This window comes from Streptosporangium sp. NPDC051023 (assembly GCF_040689595.1).
Classification (GTDB): Bacteria; Actinomycetota; Actinomycetes; order Streptosporangiales; family Streptosporangiaceae; genus Streptosporangium.
This window is the reverse complement of the sequence record NZ_JBFBCE010000055.1, coordinates 44,592-60,182: the sequence shown is the minus strand read 5'-3', so window position 1 is coordinate 60,182 and position 15,591 is coordinate 44,592. Positions and strand designations below refer to the sequence as shown.

The window sequence follows — 15,591 nt, the reverse complement described above, 5'->3', positions numbered from 1 at the left end:
CCCACACCCCCCGCCGCGCCCCCCGGCGCACGGGGCCGCCGCTCTCTTCAATCCAGATCAATCCAGGTGGGTCCCGGCGTTGGGCGCGGGACCCGGCTCAGCGCGTTCCGGGAGGTCCCGGCACGTGCTCAGACGTTGCAGACCGCGTTGAAGTTCACCGACTGCGCGCCGGCCCCGTCGATCGCCAGCTTCGCGCTGCCGCCGTGGGTGCCGTTCGTCGCCTTGGTGAAGGTCACGGTCTTGGTGCCCGCCTCGGTGAAGACAAGCGGGCCGGAGCTGACGGTGACACCGTCGACGGTCCAGCGGTAGTTGACCGTGGTCGCACCGCTGGCGTAGATCTGGCCGGTGCCGGACAGGGTGGCCGCGGGGCAGGTGCCCGCGGTCTGCGTGGCCGAGACGCTCTCGCCCACGACCCAGGACTTGACCTCGGGGGCCGCCTGGCAGGTGACCTTGCCCTCGACGGTACCGGTGGTGGAACCGCCGTAGAGCTCGATCGCCCGCTTGCTCGTCCCGGACGCCGAGGCGCTCCAGGAGTCGGTCACGGTACGGGTCTGGTAGCCGCGGCCATCGAAGAAGATGTCCTGCCAGGCGCCGGCGACGCCGTCACGGATCCAGCGGTACTTGACGGTGCCGCGGCCCTCGGAGACACCGATCGTGCCGGTGAAGGTGCGGCTGACCGGGCAGGTGCCGGTGTAGGCGTCAGGGGCGCTGACGGACGCGGTCACCTTCGGCGACTCGTCCTTGCACCAGATCCTGAAGCCGACGCGGTTCGAGGAGCTGTGATCCGGGTCCACGATCTCCAGAACGGCCCAGCCGCTCAGGTTGTGACGCGGCTTGATCACGTGGACGACCTTGGCAGAGCCGTTGACGCGGACGGCGTCGCGGTCGACGACGTCACCGTTGACGACCCAGCGGTAGTGCACCCAGGTCGGGTTGGAGGCGCTGATGCGGCCGATCAGGGCAGCCTCACAGTTGCCCTCGTCGACCCAGACCCGCGCGCCGACGCTGTTCTGGATGACGTCCTTGCCGTCACCCTCGTCGTTGCCGCCGCCGCAGGAGACCTCGAAGTAGCCCTTGCGGGAGGTCGCGGCACGGGGGGAGAGGACCTGGAGGGCCTGCCAGCCCTTCACGTCACCCTTGAAGGTGGTCGACTCCTTGACGGTGACGCCCTTGACGCCCTTGCCCTTCAGAACAAGGGTCTTGACCTGGCTCTTGGAGCCGTCGCCGCGCAGCCAGCGGTAGGCGACCGTGGTCTTGGCCGCGACGGCCTTCACCTTGATGGTCGAGGAGAAGGTCACCTTGGCGGGACAGCGGCCCTCGTAGTGCGCGGGGGACGCCTTGGGAGTTCCTGCCGAAACCGCGGGCTTCGGCTTGGCGACGGCCGAGACGGCCGTCTGGTTGGATGCGCTCGCAGCCGCCGCGGGCGAGGCCAGCAGGCCCGTCGCCATCGTCGCCAGCATGGCCGTGCCGGCTCCTACCGCGGCTAGCCTGCGTGCTAGTCCGGACTTCATGAGGGGGTGCTCCGTTTCGTTAGGAAGCGAGTGCGCTCCGGAGACGGTTGCCGCCCCGACACCAGCTGTGCCGGGCCCCACGGCAAAGCCTCGCTAAAGCCCCTTTACCTAATCATGAACGGAAGGATCTCTCAATACTCCATCAATAAGTCAAATGTCTAGATCTCATGAAGATTTAGATGCCGACCAGGCGATTCCATCCAGAATGTCGTGTTCACTGACGACCACCTCGGTGAAGCCGTACCGCCGCAGGATCCTGTCCAGAATGAGGGCGCCCGCACCGATGACGTCGACTCGTCCCGGGTGCATCACCCCGATCGCCGCACGCTCTTCATGAGTCATCTCCAGCAGGCGCCGGGAAATGTCGTGCGCCCGATTTGCCGGAATTCGCGAGTGGTGGATTCTCGCCGGGTCATATTCGGGCAGGTCAAGCGCTATTCCCGCGACGGTGGTAACGGAGCCCGCGAGCCCGACCAGCGTCAGCGCCCGCTCGACCGGCACCTTCTCCGAGACCCGGTCGAGCGCGTCGTCGATGTCGGCGACGATGGCCTCGACCGTCTCCGGCGACGGCGGGGCGCCCGAGCCTCCCAGGTGCCGCTCGGTCAGTCTGACGCAGCCGATGTCCACCGACAGCGCCGCCTCCGCGTGGGTCGAGCCGATCACGAACTCGGTCGAGCCGCCGCCGATGTCGAACACGAGGTAGGGCGGCCTGGTGCCGTCCGGGGTCGGCAGGCCGGTCTCCGGCGAGAGCCGTAGCAGGTCGCGGGTGGCCCCGGCGAAGGAGAGCGCGGCCTCCTCGGAACCGGTGATCACCTCGGGCTCGACCCCGAAGATCTCCCGCACCCCGTCGACGAAGTCCTGACGGTTGGCGGCGTCCCTGGTGGCACTGGTGGCGACCACGCGCACCGCCGAGGCGCCGTGCCGTTCGATCAGCTCGGCGTAGCCGCGCATCGCGGCGAACGTGCGCTCCAGCGCCTCAGCGGCCAGCCTGCCGGTCCTGTCGACGCCCTGGCCCAGCCTGACGATCTCCATCCGGCGCTCGACGTCGGTCAGGACACCCGCGTGGATGTCGGCGATGAGCAGGCGGACGGAGTTGGTGCCACAGTCGATCGCGGCGACACGGGTCAAGGGGTCTCCTCATGGGTGGTCGTGCTCGGGTTCATCTCGGGAGCGACCCCGTCCGTGCCCGCACCGGCGCCCGGCTCCTCCGGGCAGCACGGGCCCGCCGCCCACCACTCGTCGAGCGCGTCGAGGGCCTCACGGCCGAACGGGTTGGTTCCCGGCGCCGCCAGCTCGTGCCCGACCAGGGCGTGCAGGCACTTGACCCGGGAAGGCATGCCCCCGGTGCTCTGCATGTCCCTGGGCAGCGGCTCCAGGCCCTCCTGCGCGGCGGCCTTGTCTCGGCGGGCGACGTAGTCGTCGTGGGCCGCCTGGTAGGCGGCGGCGAGCTCGGGATCCTCCGCCAGCCTGGCCTGCATCTCCCGCATCATCCCCGAGGTCTCCAGCCTGCCGATGGCGGAGGCCGCCCTGGGGCAGGTCAGGTAGAACAGCGTCGGGAACGGCGAGCCGTCGGGCAGCCTCGGCGCCGTCTCGACCACGTCGGGCAGGCCGCACGGACAGCGGTGCGCCACCGCCCGCAGCCCTCGCGGCGTCCGGCCGAGCTGCCGTTCGACCGCCGCCACATCACGGTCGTCAACCATCCGCGGACACCCCCCTGAAAGATGACATCCAGGGTATCGGGGTCATCCGCCGGTCCCGGCCACCTTCGCGCCGGTTCCCGTGTCCGCCGCCTCGACCGACTCCCAGAGCGTCTGGTACCACGGCGGCTTCGCGGCCTTCTTCTCCGGCGCCGCCCCCTTGCTCTGGGTCGGCCGATCCCGCATGACGACGAAGCACTTGTGCCCGGGATCACAGTAGAAGAGCCGCTCCCTGCCCTGCCGCTTGATGTAGCCGGGGTCGAGGTGCTGGCGGTACCGGTCCTCCTGCTCCTTGATCTCGGCGAGCTCCCTGGCCTTCTGCTGTTCGAGCTGGGCGATGTAGCGGCGCTGCGCGACGTACTCCCTGATCGGGTAGGCGAGGCTCATGGCGATCGCGCACACCACGACCGCGAGGACCGCGGCCCGTCCCGTCAGCTGCGGCCGTTTCGCCACGCGCACCTCCCCGTCCCGCTCTGTCTGTTCGCCTCGTCACCCCGGCGGGGGGACTCCCCCGGCCCCGCGGCACGCCCCGGTGTCCCGGGCCGGGCCGCCCGCCCCGCCGTACGGCTCGCGCCCAATCAAATCGGGCGCAAGCCGTACCGGCGAAACTACCGCTGGAAGCGCGGGAAAGCGGCGCGACCCGCGTAGCGGGCGGCGTCGTCGAGAAGCTCCTCGATGCGGAGCAGCTGGTTGTACTTGGCCACCCGGTCGGAGCGGGCCGGGGCGCCGGTCTTGATCTGGCCGCAGTTGGTGGCCACGGCGAGGTCGGCGATCGTGGTGTCCTCGGTCTCGCCGGAACGGTGGCTCATCATGCAGCGGTAGCCGTTGCGGTGCGCCAGGTCCACGGCGTCGAGGGTCTCGGTCAGGGTGCCGATCTGGTTGACCTTGACCAGCAGCGCGTTGGCGGTACCCTCCGCGATGCCGCGGGCGAGGCGCTCGGGGTTGGTCACGAACAGGTCGTCACCGACGAGCTGGACCTTGTCGCCGAGCGCGCGGGTGATGGCGTTCCAGCCCTCCCAGTCGTCCTCGTTCAGCGGGTCCTCGATGGAGACCAGCGGGTAGTTGGCCACCAGGTCCTCGTAGAAGGCGACCAGCTCGGCGGACGACAGGCTCTTGCCGTCGATGGTGTAGACGCCGTCCGAGTGGAACTCGGAGGCCGCGACGTCGAGCGCGAGCGCGACGTCCTCACCGGGCGCATAACCGGCCTTCTCGATCGCGACCAGGATCAGGTCGAGCGCGTCGCGGTTGGACGGCAGGTTGGGCGCGAAACCGCCCTCGTCGCCAAGCCCGGTGGCGTAGCCCTTCTCCTTCAGCACGGCCTTGAGCGCGTGGTAGACCTCGGTCCCCATCCGCACGGCCTCGCGGAACGACCCGGCGCCGATCGGCGCGATCATGAACTCCTGGATGTCCACGTTGGTGTCGGCGTGCGCGCCACCGTTGAGGATGTTCATCATCGGAACGGGCAGCACGTGCGCGTTCGGGCCGCCGAGATAGCGGAACAGCGGCAGCTCGGCGCTCTCGGCCGCCGCCTTGGCCACGGCGAGGGAGACGCCCAGAATGGCGTTCGCGCCGAGACGGGCCTTGTTCGGCGTGCCGTCCAAATCGATCATGACCTGGTCGATGCTGCGCTGCTCGGCGGCGTCGAATCCAAGAACCTCGTCGGCGATCTCGTCGGTCACGCCGAGAACCGCCTTCTCGACGCCCTTGCCACCGTAACGCTCATCGCCGTCACGCAGCTCGACGGCCTCGAACTGGCCGGTCGACGCACCACTCGGAACCGCGGCGCGACCCTCGCTGCCGTCGTCGAGCAGGATGTCGACCTCGACCGTCGGGTTGCCCCTGGAGTCAAGGATCTCGCGGGCGGTGACACCCTCGATGGAAGCCACGAAGCGCTCCTAAAGTCGCAGGACAGTTTGCTTCAGAAGCCTATCGAGGACTACCTGCCGGTACGGCGGGCGGCGTCCCCCCTCGATGACGCGTGTGCTCAAATCGAAGCCATGAACGATCCCACGGCGCTCGACCGGGTCCGTGAGCTGCTGGATCCCGCCCTGCTCGACCTGGCGGCCCTGAGCCCCTCCGCGCGGGGCTACCTGGACCTCCTCGGCGAGGAGCCCGACGACGAGTCGCCCGTGCAGTGGCTCATGCGCTCGGGCTTCCTGCCGGGAATCTACGAGCGGATCTGGCGGCCCGCGGTGCTCGGGGCGATGAAGGGCCCCTTCGGGCCGAGCACGGCGCAGGAGATGGCGCTGGTCGGGCGGATGCTCGAACTCGGGCCCGGCGACCGGGTGCTGGACGTGGCCTGCGGCCCCGGCAACGTGACGCGGACTCTGGCCAGGGCGGTCGGCGGGGAGGGCCTGGCCGTGGGGATCGACGCGTCGGCGACGATGCTCGCCCGCGCGGTGCGCGACACCGGCTCGGAGAACGTCGTCTACGTGCGGGGGGACGCGGTCGACCTGCCCTTCCTGCCCGGCTGCTTCGACGCGGTGTGCTGCCTGGCCGCGCTCTACCTGTTCGCCCGCCCCTTCGACGCCCTGGCCGGGATGGCACGGGCGCTCAGACCCGGCGGCAGGATCGCCGTCATGACGACCAGGCGGGTGCCGTTCGGCGGCCCGTTCAACAACCTCGTCGGCGCCGCCTCGGGGGTGCGCCTCTTCGGCGACGAGGAGGTCGTCGACGCCCTCACCCGCCTCGGCTTCTCCGGGCTGCGTCACCGAGCCTACGGCCTGGTGCAGTTCGTCAACGGCCGCCTGGTCTGATTCAGCGTCTGGCTCAGCGGTTCTCCGACTCCCAGGCGCGGACCCGGTCGCGGTAGTCGCGGGCGGCGGTTCGCAGCTCCGCCTCCGGGTCGAGACCGGCCGCGTGCGCCTGCCGTACCAGGTCGAACAGCCGCGCGCCCAGGTCGGCGGAACCCTCGGCCGGCGTCAGGAACTCGGCGGGTGCCCCGGCCCGCTCGGCCCGCCTCATGAGCTGAGCGGTCAGGGAGAGCGCGGGCTGGCCCATCGGGACCCCGTCGAGGACGGAGCCGGAGTCGCCGCCGTTCTTGGCCGCGCGCTCGGCCGCCTTGATGGTCTCCCAGTTGTCGTTGACCTCCTCCTCGCCCTTCACCCTGGTGTCCGCGAACACGTGTGGGTGGCGGCGGACGAGCTTGGCGACGATCCCGTCGGCCACGTCGTCGATGTCGAACCCGCCCGACTCCTCGGGGCGCTCGTGGGCGACCCGGGCGTGGAAGGCCACCTGGAGGAGCAGGTCGCCGAGCTCCTCGCGGAGGGCGGCGTGGTCACCCTCCTCGATGGTCTCCAGCACCTCGTAGGCCTCCTCAAGGAGGTACGGCGCCAGCGACTCGTGGGTCTGCTTGGCATCCCACGGGCAGTTCGTCCTGAGACGGTCCATCACCTCGACCAGGTCGAGCACCCGCGCCCCCGGCAGGTCGTACGAGCCCGGCACGACCTCGATCACCGGCGGGTCGTCCAGCGCGATCGCGGCGTGCCCGATGGCGCGCATCAGCGTCTCGTCGGCTCCCAGCCACACCACGGTCCCGTCGCGGGCCTCACGGACCAGGGCGGCGGGATCGGGTGTGACAACCTCGACGGCGACCCCGGCCTCCGCGAGGTAGGGCAGGTGCGGATGGTCATCGGACCCGGTGCGCACCGGCCCCTCCTCGAGGACCTCCCACGCGCGGTGGCTGAGCAGCCCCGGGGCGACCCGGGGCGAGGTGGTGACGACGATCAGGGGCATGCCCCCGAGACTACTGGGCCTGCGCGGCGGGAGGGATCGCGCCGAAACGGCCGGCGTCGACGAACAGCTGCGGCGCCTCCTCGCTCCGCTTCGTGTTGAGCGTGCCGTAGCGCGGGTTCCAGGTGACCTTCACCGACTGCAGGTCCTTGATCGCCTGGGCCTGGCCACGCTGCAGGGCGGCCTCGTCAGAGCCGCCGCCGTACTTGGCCATGAGCTTGGTGAGCAGCAGACCCGCCTTGGCGAACTCGCGTGCGCGCGACGGCGGGACGGCCTGCTGCAGCATCTGCTGCTCGTGCTGGGCCGCGCCCCCCGAGGCGGCGATCGCCTGGTCGATCTCACCGTCGGTAACCGTGATGCCCTTGTTCTCGGCCACCTTGGTGTACTGCTTGGCGGTGGCGAGCTGGAACAGCACGACCTGCGGGACACTGCCGGGGAACTGCAGCTGCGAGGCCGAGACGTTGGCCTTGGCCAGCGCGTCCTCGTACTCCCGCACACTGCTGTCCAGCTCGCTGGAACTGATCCGGTCGCCGCCCACGATGGCGGCGGTCCCTGCCTGCCCAGGAGAGCAGGCGGTCAACGCGGCCCCTGCGGCGGCAACCGCCAGGATGACGCGCACTCGAGTCGACTTCACATGCGTTCCCTTCACGACAAACGCCGTTTACTTTACCGGCACGTTCTCGAGGAACATCGCCTGAACCAGGTCGCCGCACCACGTGAGCAGGTCCAGGTCGCGCAACGGCTGGCCGCCGAGCGGCCTGGTCTTCGGCACGGGCACCAGCAACGTACCGGCCGCCTGCTTCAGCAGCGCCTTCGGGTACAGCCTCTGGAGCCTGACCTGCTGGGAGTCCCTGAGCTCCACCGGGGCGAACCTGATGTTCTGGCCCTGCAGGGTGACATCGGTCAGCCCCGCGGTACGGGCGCGGATCCGGAAGCGGGCGACCTCAAGCAGGTTCTCGACCGGCTGGGGCGGCCTGCCGTACCGGTCGACCAGTTCCTCCCGCACCGCGGCGACCTGCTCGTCCGAGTCGACCGCGGCGATCCGCTTGTAGGCCTCGAGGCGCAGCCGCTCCGAGGTCACATAGTCGTGCGGGATGTGCGCGTTGATCGGCAGTTCGACCTTGACGTCCTGGCGCTCCTCGGCGACGAACGTGCCCGACAGCTTGGCCTTCTGCTCCTGTACGGCCTCCGCCATCATCCGCACGTAGAGGTCGAAGCCGACGCCCGCGATGAAGCCGGACTGCTCGGCGCCGAGGATGTTGCCCGCGCCGCGGATCTCCAGGTCCTTCATCGCGACGTACATGCCCGCGCCCATCTCGGTGTGCTGGGAGATGGTCGCCAGACGCTCGTGGGCGGTCTCGGTGAGCGGCTTCTCCGGCGGGTACAGGAAGTAGGCGTAGCCGCGCTCGCGCCCGCGCCCGACCCGGCCCCGCAACTGGTGGAGCTGGGACAGGCCGTAGTTGTCCGCCCTGTCCACGATCAGCGTGTTGGCGTTCGGCACGTCGAGGCCCGACTCGACGATCGTGGTCGAGACGAGCACGTCGAACTCGCGCTCCCAGAAGCCCACCATGATCTTCTCAAGCTGGTGCTCCTGCATCTGGCCGTGCGCGACGGCGATCCTCGCCTCCGGCACCAGCTCGTGCAGCATGGCCGCGACCTTGTTGATGCTCGCGACCCGGTTGTGGACGAAGAACACCTGGCCGTCGCGCATCAGCTCGCGCCGGATGGCGGCGCCGATCTGCTTGTCGTCGTACGGGCCGACGAAGGTGAGGATCGGGTGCCGCTCTTCGGGCGGGGTGAGGATGGTCGACATCTCGCGGATGCCGGTGAGCCCCATCTCCAGCGTGCGCGGGATCGGCGTCGCGGACATGGCCAGCACGTCGACCTGCGTCCGCAGGTGCTTCATGGCCTCCTTGTGCTCGACGCCGAAACGCTGCTCCTCGTCGATGATGATCAGGCCGAGCTCCCTGAACCTGATCTCCGGTGAGAAGAGCCTGTGGGTGCCGATCACCACGTCGACCGAGCCCTCGCGCAGGCCCTCCATCGTCGCTTTGGCCTCGGCGTCGCTCTGGAAACGCGACAGCGGCCTGACGTTCAGCGGGAACCCGGAGAAACGCTCGGCGAAGGTCGAAAGGTGCTGCTGGACCAGCAGCGTCGTGGGCACGAGCACCGCGACCTGCTTGCCGTCCTGCACGGCCTTGAACGCCGCCCGCACCGCGATCTCGGTCTTGCCGTAGCCGACGTCGCCGCAGATCAGCCGGTCCATCGGGATCGCGCGCTCCATGTCGCGCTTGACCTCGTCGATGGCCTCGAGCTGGTCGCCGGTCTCGGCGTAGGGGAAGGCGTCCTCCATCTCCCGCTGCCACGGCGTGTCCGCCCCGAAGGCGTGTCCCGGGGAGGCCATCCTGGCCGAGTAGAGGCGGATCAGCTCCCCGGCGATCTCCTTGACCGCCTTCTTCGCCTTGGTCTTCGCCTTGGCCCAGTCGGCGCCGCCCATCCGGTTGAGCGTCGGGGCCTCGCCGCCGACGTAGCGGGTGACCTCGTCGAGCTGGTCGGTCGGCACGTAGAGGCGGTCGCCCTTGGCGTACTCGATCACGAGGTACTCGCGCGTCGCGCCCTGCACGGTCCGCTGCACCATCTCGATGTAGCGTCCGACGCCGTGCTGCTCGTGCACCACGTGGTCGCCGACCTTGAGCTGCAGCGGGTCGACCATGTTGCGCCGCTTTGAGGGCAGCCTCCGCATGTCCTTGGTCGACGCCTTCTGCCCGACCAGGTCCAGATGCGTGAGTACGGCCAGCGCGGGGCTGACGAAGCCGTGCTCGACCAGGCCCGTGGTGACGTGAACGACCTTGGGGTCGGGCGCCGTCTCGATCCCGGGCTCGAGGCGCGCGGGCAGGTCGACGCCCTTGAGCAGCTCGACCATCCGCTCGGCGGGACCGTGGCCCTCGCTGAGCAGCACGACGGCCCTGTCCTCTTCGAGCCAGCCCTTGATGTCGCCGAGCGCCCGCTGGGTGTCGCCTCGGTAGGCCTCGGCCTCGCGTGCCTGCAGGACCAGTCCGTCGCCCAGGTCGTCGCCGCCGAACGGCGCGATCGACCACCAGGGCTGGCCGAGCTCTCGCGCGTGGTCGCGGACCTCCTCAAGGGTGCGGAAGGCCGCCGCCCCCAGATCGATGGGCGCCTCACCGCCCGCCGCCGCGTTGATCCAGGACGCCTCAAGGAACTCCTGGCTCGTGCGCACCAGCTCGTCCGCGCGTCCCCTGATGCGCTCAGGGTCGCAGACGAACACCGCGGCCCGCGCGGGCAGGTGGTCGACCAGCAGGTCCATCTCCCCGGCGAGCACGGGCGCGAACGCCTCCATGCCCTCGACCGGGACGCCCTCGGCGAGCTGCTCCAGGATCTCGGCCAGCGCGGGGTGCTCCTCGGCGAGCCGCCGCGCGCGCTCCCTGACCTCCCCGGTCAGCAGCAACTCGCGGCAGGGGGCCGCGAAGAGGCCGCCGTCGGCCACCTCGAGCGACCGCTGGTCGGCGACCTTGAACCAGCGGATCTCCTCGACGGTGTCGCCCCAGAACTCGAGACGGAGCGGGTGCTCCTCCGTCGGCGGGAAGACGTCGAGCAGGCCGCCCCTGACCGCGACCTCGCCGCGCTTCTCCACCATGTCGACCCGGTTGTAGCCGTTCTCGACGAGCCTGGCGACGACGCTTTCCAGGTCGGCCTCCTCGCCGGCGCGCAGCCGTACGGGGCGAAGGTCGCCCAGGCCCCGCACGATCGGCTGGAGCACGGCCCTGACCGGCGCGACGATCACGTGCAGCGGGCCCGCGGCGACGTCGCCCTTGACCGGGTGCGCCAGCCTCCGCAGTACGGCCAGCCGCTGGCCGACCGTGTCACTGCGCGGCGAGAGGCGCTCGTGCGGCAGCGTCTCCCACGCGGGGAAGACGGCCACGGAGCTGCCGTCGAGAAGACTGGTCAGCGCCGCGGCGAGATCCTCGGCCTCGCGCCCGGTCGCGGTGACCGCGAGGACGGTCCGCGCTCCGCCCTCCGCCCCGTCCCTGGCCAGCGCGGCGACGGTGAACGGCCGCAGCGCGGGCGGCGAGATAAGCGAGACGTCGGAGAGATCGCCTCCGCGCACGTCCCGCAGGACGGAGGCCAGCTTCGGCTCGCCCGCGACAAGGTCAAGTAGTCCGGAAAGGCTCATCAGATTCGCCCACAGCCCCACGACGGCAACACGACGGCAACACGGCAGGCCCCCGCGCCTGTTCGGCCCGGGGGTCTCCCCAAGGCTACTTGCCTCGCGACCGTCACCAGCAGGGAGCGGGAAATGCGCAACGAATCGTGCGGAGTTGACTACTGTCAGTCACATGTCTGAGGTACGGTCGGTCGTCTCACGAGACGACATATTCAGCCGGCGGGTCCGGGAGCAGTGGGCGAGCCAGCCGAGCAGGCGGCTGGACATCCTGGTCGCCGGGTGCGGATGGCCGGATCCGCTGGACCTGGAGCGGGTCCAGGCGCGGGTCACCGGGATCGACGAGGACCTTCCCGTGCTGCGGGCGAGCACGTCCGCGCGCAAGGACCTCGACGCGTGGACACTGGGCGACCTGCGCTCGGTTCCGGTGCCGCCCCGCGCGTTCGATGTCATCCACGTCCCGTTCCTGCTCGAACGGATCGAGCACCCCGAGCTGGTGCTCGATCGGCTGCTCACCGGACTGCGCCCCGGCGGCCAGCTGCTGCTGCGGATGCGCGACCGGGCCTCGGCCTACGGCACGTGCGACCGCCTGCTGCCTCCCGCGCTGCGGCGGCTGCTGTGGCCAAGGTTCGCCCCGGAGGGCGCCGTCGGCCCGCTGACCCCCTTCTACGGGGAGGTCACCTCGCGCGAGGGGATGCACTCCTTCTGCCTGACGCGCGGGCTGATGGTGACCGACGACATGTCCGCCGCGAGCGGACCGGCGCTGAGCGGGCCAAGGCGCGGGCTCGCCCGGCTCGCCTGCTCCGCGGTCGAGACCGCCTCGCGGGGACGGCTGTCCGCCGCGCACGACGAGATCACCATGGTTGTCCGCAAACCGCAGAGCCATTTCGCCCGCCTGATATGAGGCCCCGGGGTTGGTGTGGGACAACTGGAGTAGGTAGAGTGATGAAATCCGACTAAGTTGATCGGGATTGTGGAGCAGATGACGGCCCCTTTGGAGTGGACCCCCGACGCCCGCGAGCTGGCTGACCTGGAGCTGTTGCTCTCCGGTGCCTTCCAGCCACTGACGGGCTTCCTGAGCTCGGCAGACGCGCACGCCGTCGACGAGCACGGCACCCTGGCCGACGGCACGCGCTGGCCCGCGCCCGTCACGTTCACGCTGCCCGAGGACCATCCGGCCGCCCCCGGCGACCGGATCACGCTCCGCGACCCGGAGGGCGCGGCACTGGCCGTGCTCACCGTCACCGGCCGCGAGGACGGTTTCGTCGCCGGTCCCGTCGAGGGGCTTGACGCCCCGGAGCACGGGCCGTTCGCCAGGCTCCGCCGCCCCCCGGCCCAGGTCCGCAAGGAGCTGGAGGGCAGGCAGACGCTCGCGGTCACCATGCGTGGTCCCTTGGACGACCTCGACGAGGTCAGGGCGACCGCCGAGGAGCTCGACGCCACGATCCTGCTGCTGCCCCTGGCATTCGGGGAGGGTGGCCCGGCCGTGGTGCGCGCCGCGCTCAAGGCGCGGGACCGGCTGCCGGAGGACACCCTCCTGGCCGTCGTGCCCCTCGCCCCGAGGCAGGACTCCAGCGTCGACCTGGAGCTGCGCGAGCATGTGGCCGAGGCCTACGGCGCGACGGAGCACCTGGCGGGCCCCGAGCCGGTCACGCTTCCCGGGCCGCCACACCGGCGCGGTCTCGTGGTCTTCTTCACCGGCCTTTCCGGCTCGGGGAAGTCGACCGTCGCCAGGGGGTTGCGTGACGCGCTGCTCGAACGCGGCAGCCGTACGGTCACCTATCTCGACGGCGACGTGGTCAGGCACCTGCTGTCGGCGGGACTGACCTTCTCCAAGCAGGACCGCGACCTCAACATCCGCAGGATCGGGTTCGTCGCGGCCGAGGCCGCCAGGCACGGCGGGCTGGCGATCTGCGCGCCCATCGCACCGTACGCCGCGACCCGCGACGAGGTCAGGGCGATGGTTGAGGCGGTCGGCGCCGACTTCCTGCTCGTCCACGTGGCCACCCCGATCGAGGAGTGCGAGCGTCGCGACCGCAAGGGGCTGTACGCCAAGGCGAGGGCGGGTCTCATCCCCGAGTTCACCGGCGTCTCCGACCCCTACGAGGAGCCGGACGACGCGGACCTGGTCATCGACACCACCTCGATCAGCGTGGACCGGGCGGTCCGGCAGGTGCTCGACCCGCTGGTCCAGGGGGGCTGGATTCGTTGAGAGGCGGACCCGGCACCGGCGCCGTCCGGCCGAAAGAGGCCGGGTCCGCAGAACGGGCGGTCCAGCGCGACCGCAGCCCGACAGGGCAGGCCGGGTTCCCCGTACGGAGAACCCGGCACCACCACCGTCCACGCAGTGTCCGAGAAATGGTGAACGACCGATGGCCATCGACATCCCCCTCGCAGCCGGGTCCTTCTTCGTCGCGATCATCGTCGGGCTGACCGGTATGGGCGGCGGCGCGCTGATGACGCCGATGATGCTGCTGTTCTTCAACGTGCCGCCGCTCGCGGCCGTCTCCAGCGACCTCGTCGCCTCCGCCGTCATGAAGCCGATCGGCGGGTTCGTCCACATGCGGCGCGGCACCGTCAACCTGCGCCTCGTCGGCTGGCTGTGCGCGGGCTCCGTGCCCGCGGCCTTCTGCGGGGTCTTCGTCACCAGGCTGTTCGGGGACGGCGAGCAGGTCCAGGAGACGGTCAAGTACGCCCTGGGCGTCGCCCTGCTGCTCGCGGTCGCGGGGCTGGTCGCGAAGGCCTGGATGGCGCGCAACGAGCACCCGGAGGCGGTCTCCACCGACCTGGAGGCCATTGTCGTGCGACCTATTCCCACCTTACTGGTCGGTATGATCGGGGGCTTGGTCGTCGGCATCTCCTCCGTCGGCTCAGGATCGCTGATCATCGTGGCGCTGCTCGCGCTGTACCCGGCGCTGAAGGCCAACCAGCTCGTCGGCACCGACCTGGTCCAGGCCGTGCCGCTGGTCGCGTCCGCCGCCCTCGGCCACCTACTGTTCGGCGACTTCCAGCTCTCCATCACCACCTCGCTGCTGGTCGGTTCGATCCCCGGCGTCTACATCGGTGCGCGGATCTCGGCGTGGGCGCCGGGCGGGGTGATCCGCGCGCTGCTCGCGGTGGTGCTGCTGGCCTCCGCGCTGAAGCTTCTCGGGGTCGGCAACATGGCCATGCTGTGGACCCTCGGCGGGGCGGTGGCCGCGGGAGGCGTCGCGTGGTCACTTCTGCGGAACCGTGGCGGGGCGCAGGTAGGGATCGCGGGCGAGGTCGGCGAAGGCCTTCAGGCCGCCACGGGTGGTGTCGAAGCGGGTGTCCCCCCGAGGGGCTCGCGGTGAGTCGAAGTAGACCAGCGCCTTGATCTGCGGGTAGTCGCGCATCTCCCGGCGCACCGTGGAGAAGAATGACTCCTTGAAGCCAGGGTCGCCGGGGCGTTCGAACACGCCCCACTCGGCGACCATGACGGGTTTCCCCGGGAAGCGCGACCGCATCCAGCGGTAGCACCCCGGCCAGCCGGCGAACTCCTCGCGGGTCTTGTCGACCAGCCCGCCGAAGGTCTGGACCCTGTCGTCGGCGTACGGGTCCATCGCCACCCAGTCGACCACGTCGTCACCGGGGTAGAGCCGCTCGAACCAGGGCGCGACCGCCCAGTTGGGCGCGCCCATGTAGGTCATGACCGTGACCGCGTTGCGCGCGCCCCCGTGTCGCAGGCGGAGCACCACGTGCCGGAACATCGCGGCGTAGTCTTCGGCGGTCATCCCCGAGCCCGGACTCTCCCGCACGTCGTTCTCCGGCTCGTGGTGCACGGTGAGGAAGAACCTCTCGGGGAAGTTCCTCGCGATGTGGGCGGCCAGCCGGTCGATCCGCCGGTCCAGCGCGCCCCCCGCGATCTCCGCCCAGGTGTGGTCGAGGGACGGCTTCCAATTGACCAGCAGGAGCCTGCTCCCCTCCGGGTCGCGCGCGATCCTCCGCTCCCGCGGGGTCGGGAACAGCTCCGCGCCGCGGTGGTAGACGTGCGCGATGTCGGCACGGCGGCCCATGCGCCGCTCGACGCGCTCAAGCGCCCGCAGGGGGGGCCTGCCGGTGAAGACCTCGGGCGCGACCCCCCACCAGGCCCCGCAGGCGGGGACGAGCTTGGCGGTGACCCCGCAGGCGGGTGAGCCCGCGCCCGGCGCGTCCGCGCGCCCGTCCCCGGTACTCCCGGCCTCGGCACGCCCGTCCCCGGTACTCCCGGCCTCGGCACGCCCGTCCCCGGTGCTCCCGGCCACACCGCGCCCGTTCGCGGCGCGGTCCGCGGGATCGACGACACGCTCGGAGGGGTCACCGAAAACGCCGCGACCTTGACCGCACCCCCCCGCCCCGAGCATCAGCGAGAACCCGGAAACGATGATTATCGCCTTCCGGGAAATCAACACCGCAGCAACATTTCCCCAATTCACCTTTTCCTCACAAATACCCCGCTTGTCGGCTTCTCGAC

13 protein-coding genes are annotated in these 15,591 nt (G+C 70.6%); 4 read left to right on the top strand and 9 right to left on the bottom strand.

Annotated features, from left to right (window positions below):
* Nucleotides 1–128: 128 nt before the first annotated feature.
* The 5 genes from AB0395_RS30595 to eno form a co-directional block, all read right to left on the bottom strand.
* Nucleotides 129–1,460: a hypothetical protein gene (locus AB0395_RS30595; RefSeq protein ID WP_366287056.1), complete on the bottom strand. Its 1,332-nt coding sequence runs from the start codon at nt 1,458–1,460 to the stop codon at nt 129–131.
* A 216-nt stretch (nt 1,461–1,676) separates the two neighbouring features.
* On the bottom strand, nt 1,677–2,639 hold the full coding sequence (locus AB0395_RS30590; RefSeq protein ID WP_366287054.1) for a Ppx/GppA phosphatase family protein: 963 nt from the start codon (nt 2,637–2,639) through the stop codon (nt 1,677–1,679).
* Nucleotides 2,636–3,211: a DUF501 domain-containing protein gene (locus AB0395_RS30585; protein ID WP_366287053.1), complete on the bottom strand. Its 576-nt coding sequence runs from the start codon at nt 3,209–3,211 to the stop codon at nt 2,636–2,638. Before AB0395_RS30585 ends, AB0395_RS30590 begins: the two co-directional genes overlap by 4 nt.
* A 42-nt stretch (nt 3,212–3,253) precedes the next feature.
* Nucleotides 3,254–3,661 (bottom strand): septum formation initiator family protein, encoded by a 408-nt coding sequence (locus AB0395_RS30580; RefSeq protein WP_366287051.1) that lies wholly within the window; start codon nt 3,659–3,661, stop codon nt 3,254–3,256.
* A gap of 155 nt (nt 3,662–3,816) precedes the next feature.
* Nucleotides 3,817–5,094: a phosphopyruvate hydratase gene (gene eno, locus AB0395_RS30575; RefSeq protein ID WP_366287049.1), complete on the bottom strand. Its 1,278-nt coding sequence runs from the start codon at nt 5,092–5,094 to the stop codon at nt 3,817–3,819.
* A 111-nt stretch (nt 5,095–5,205) separates the two neighbouring features.
* On the opposite strand from eno, the gene AB0395_RS30570 reads away from it, so the two are divergent.
* A complete protein-coding gene (locus tag AB0395_RS30570; RefSeq protein WP_366287047.1) occupies nt 5,206–5,964 on the top strand; it encodes a methyltransferase domain-containing protein in 759 nt (252 codons plus the stop codon).
* A 13-nt stretch (nt 5,965–5,977) separates the two neighbouring features.
* On the opposite strand, the gene AB0395_RS30565 is transcribed toward AB0395_RS30570, so the two are convergent.
* The 3 genes from AB0395_RS30565 to mfd are packed head-to-tail and all read right to left on the bottom strand — an operon-like array spanning nt 5,978 to nt 11,132.
* Nucleotides 5,978–6,943 carry a MazG family protein gene (locus AB0395_RS30565; protein ID WP_366287045.1) on the bottom strand — a complete coding sequence of 322 codons (966 nt, stop codon included), beginning with the start codon at nt 6,941–6,943 and terminating at the stop codon, nt 5,978–5,980.
* 10 nt (nt 6,944–6,953) lie between these two features.
* A complete protein-coding gene (locus AB0395_RS30560) occupies nt 6,954–7,574 on the bottom strand; it encodes a SurA N-terminal domain-containing protein (protein WP_366287043.1) in 621 nt (206 codons plus the stop codon).
* Between the two features lie 27 nt (nt 7,575–7,601).
* Entirely contained in the window at nt 7,602–11,132 is a 3,531-nt protein-coding gene (gene mfd, locus AB0395_RS30555; RefSeq protein WP_366287041.1) for a transcription-repair coupling factor, read from the bottom strand.
* A gap of 163 nt (nt 11,133–11,295) precedes the next feature.
* Between mfd and AB0395_RS30550 the strand changes: the two genes are divergently transcribed.
* From AB0395_RS30550 to AB0395_RS30540, 3 genes are all read left to right on the top strand, one after another.
* A complete protein-coding gene (locus AB0395_RS30550) occupies nt 11,296–12,024 on the top strand; it encodes a methyltransferase domain-containing protein (protein WP_366287039.1) in 729 nt (242 codons plus the stop codon).
* A gap of 78 nt (nt 12,025–12,102) precedes the next feature.
* Nucleotides 12,103–13,332 carry an adenylyl-sulfate kinase gene (cysC, locus tag AB0395_RS30545; protein ID WP_366287037.1) on the top strand — a complete coding sequence of 410 codons (1,230 nt, stop codon included), beginning with the start codon at nt 12,103–12,105 and terminating at the stop codon, nt 13,330–13,332.
* A gap of 160 nt (nt 13,333–13,492) precedes the next feature.
* Complete coding sequence (locus tag AB0395_RS30540) at nt 13,493–14,452, top strand: sulfite exporter TauE/SafE family protein (protein ID WP_366287036.1); 960 nt, start codon at nt 13,493–13,495, stop codon at nt 14,450–14,452.
* On the opposite strand, the gene AB0395_RS30535 is transcribed toward AB0395_RS30540, so the two are convergent.
* Nucleotides 14,336–15,529, bottom strand: coding sequence for a hypothetical protein (locus AB0395_RS30535; protein WP_366287034.1), 1,194 nt, complete (start codon nt 15,527–15,529; stop codon nt 14,336–14,338). The two genes, AB0395_RS30540 and AB0395_RS30535, sit on opposite strands and share 117 nt — an antisense overlap.
* Between the last annotated feature and the right edge of the window lie 62 nt (nt 15,530–15,591).

Coding starts and splice junctions, on each gene's coding strand:
- AB0395_RS30565 (WP_366287045.1), bottom strand. CDS start 6,943: ATGCCCCTGATCGTCGTCACCACCTCGCCCCGGGTCGCCCCGGGGCTG.
- AB0395_RS30550 (WP_366287039.1), top strand. CDS start 11,296: ATGTCTGAGGTACGGTCGGTCGTCTCACGAGACGACATATTCAGCCGG.
- AB0395_RS30595 (WP_366287056.1), bottom strand. CDS start 1,460: ATGCTGGCGACGATGGCGACGGGCCTGCTGGCCTCGCCCGCGGCGGCT.
- mfd (WP_366287041.1), bottom strand. CDS start 11,132: ATGAGCCTTTCCGGACTACTTGACCTTGTCGCGGGCGAGCCGAAGCTG.
- cysC (WP_366287037.1), top strand. CDS start 12,103: ATGACGGCCCCTTTGGAGTGGACCCCCGACGCCCGCGAGCTGGCTGAC.
- AB0395_RS30585 (WP_366287053.1), bottom strand. CDS start 3,211: ATGGTTGACGACCGTGATGTGGCGGCGGTCGAACGGCAGCTCGGCCGG.
- AB0395_RS30540 (WP_366287036.1), top strand. CDS start 13,493: ATGGCCATCGACATCCCCCTCGCAGCCGGGTCCTTCTTCGTCGCGATC.
- AB0395_RS30570 (WP_366287047.1), top strand. CDS start 5,206: ATGAACGATCCCACGGCGCTCGACCGGGTCCGTGAGCTGCTGGATCCC.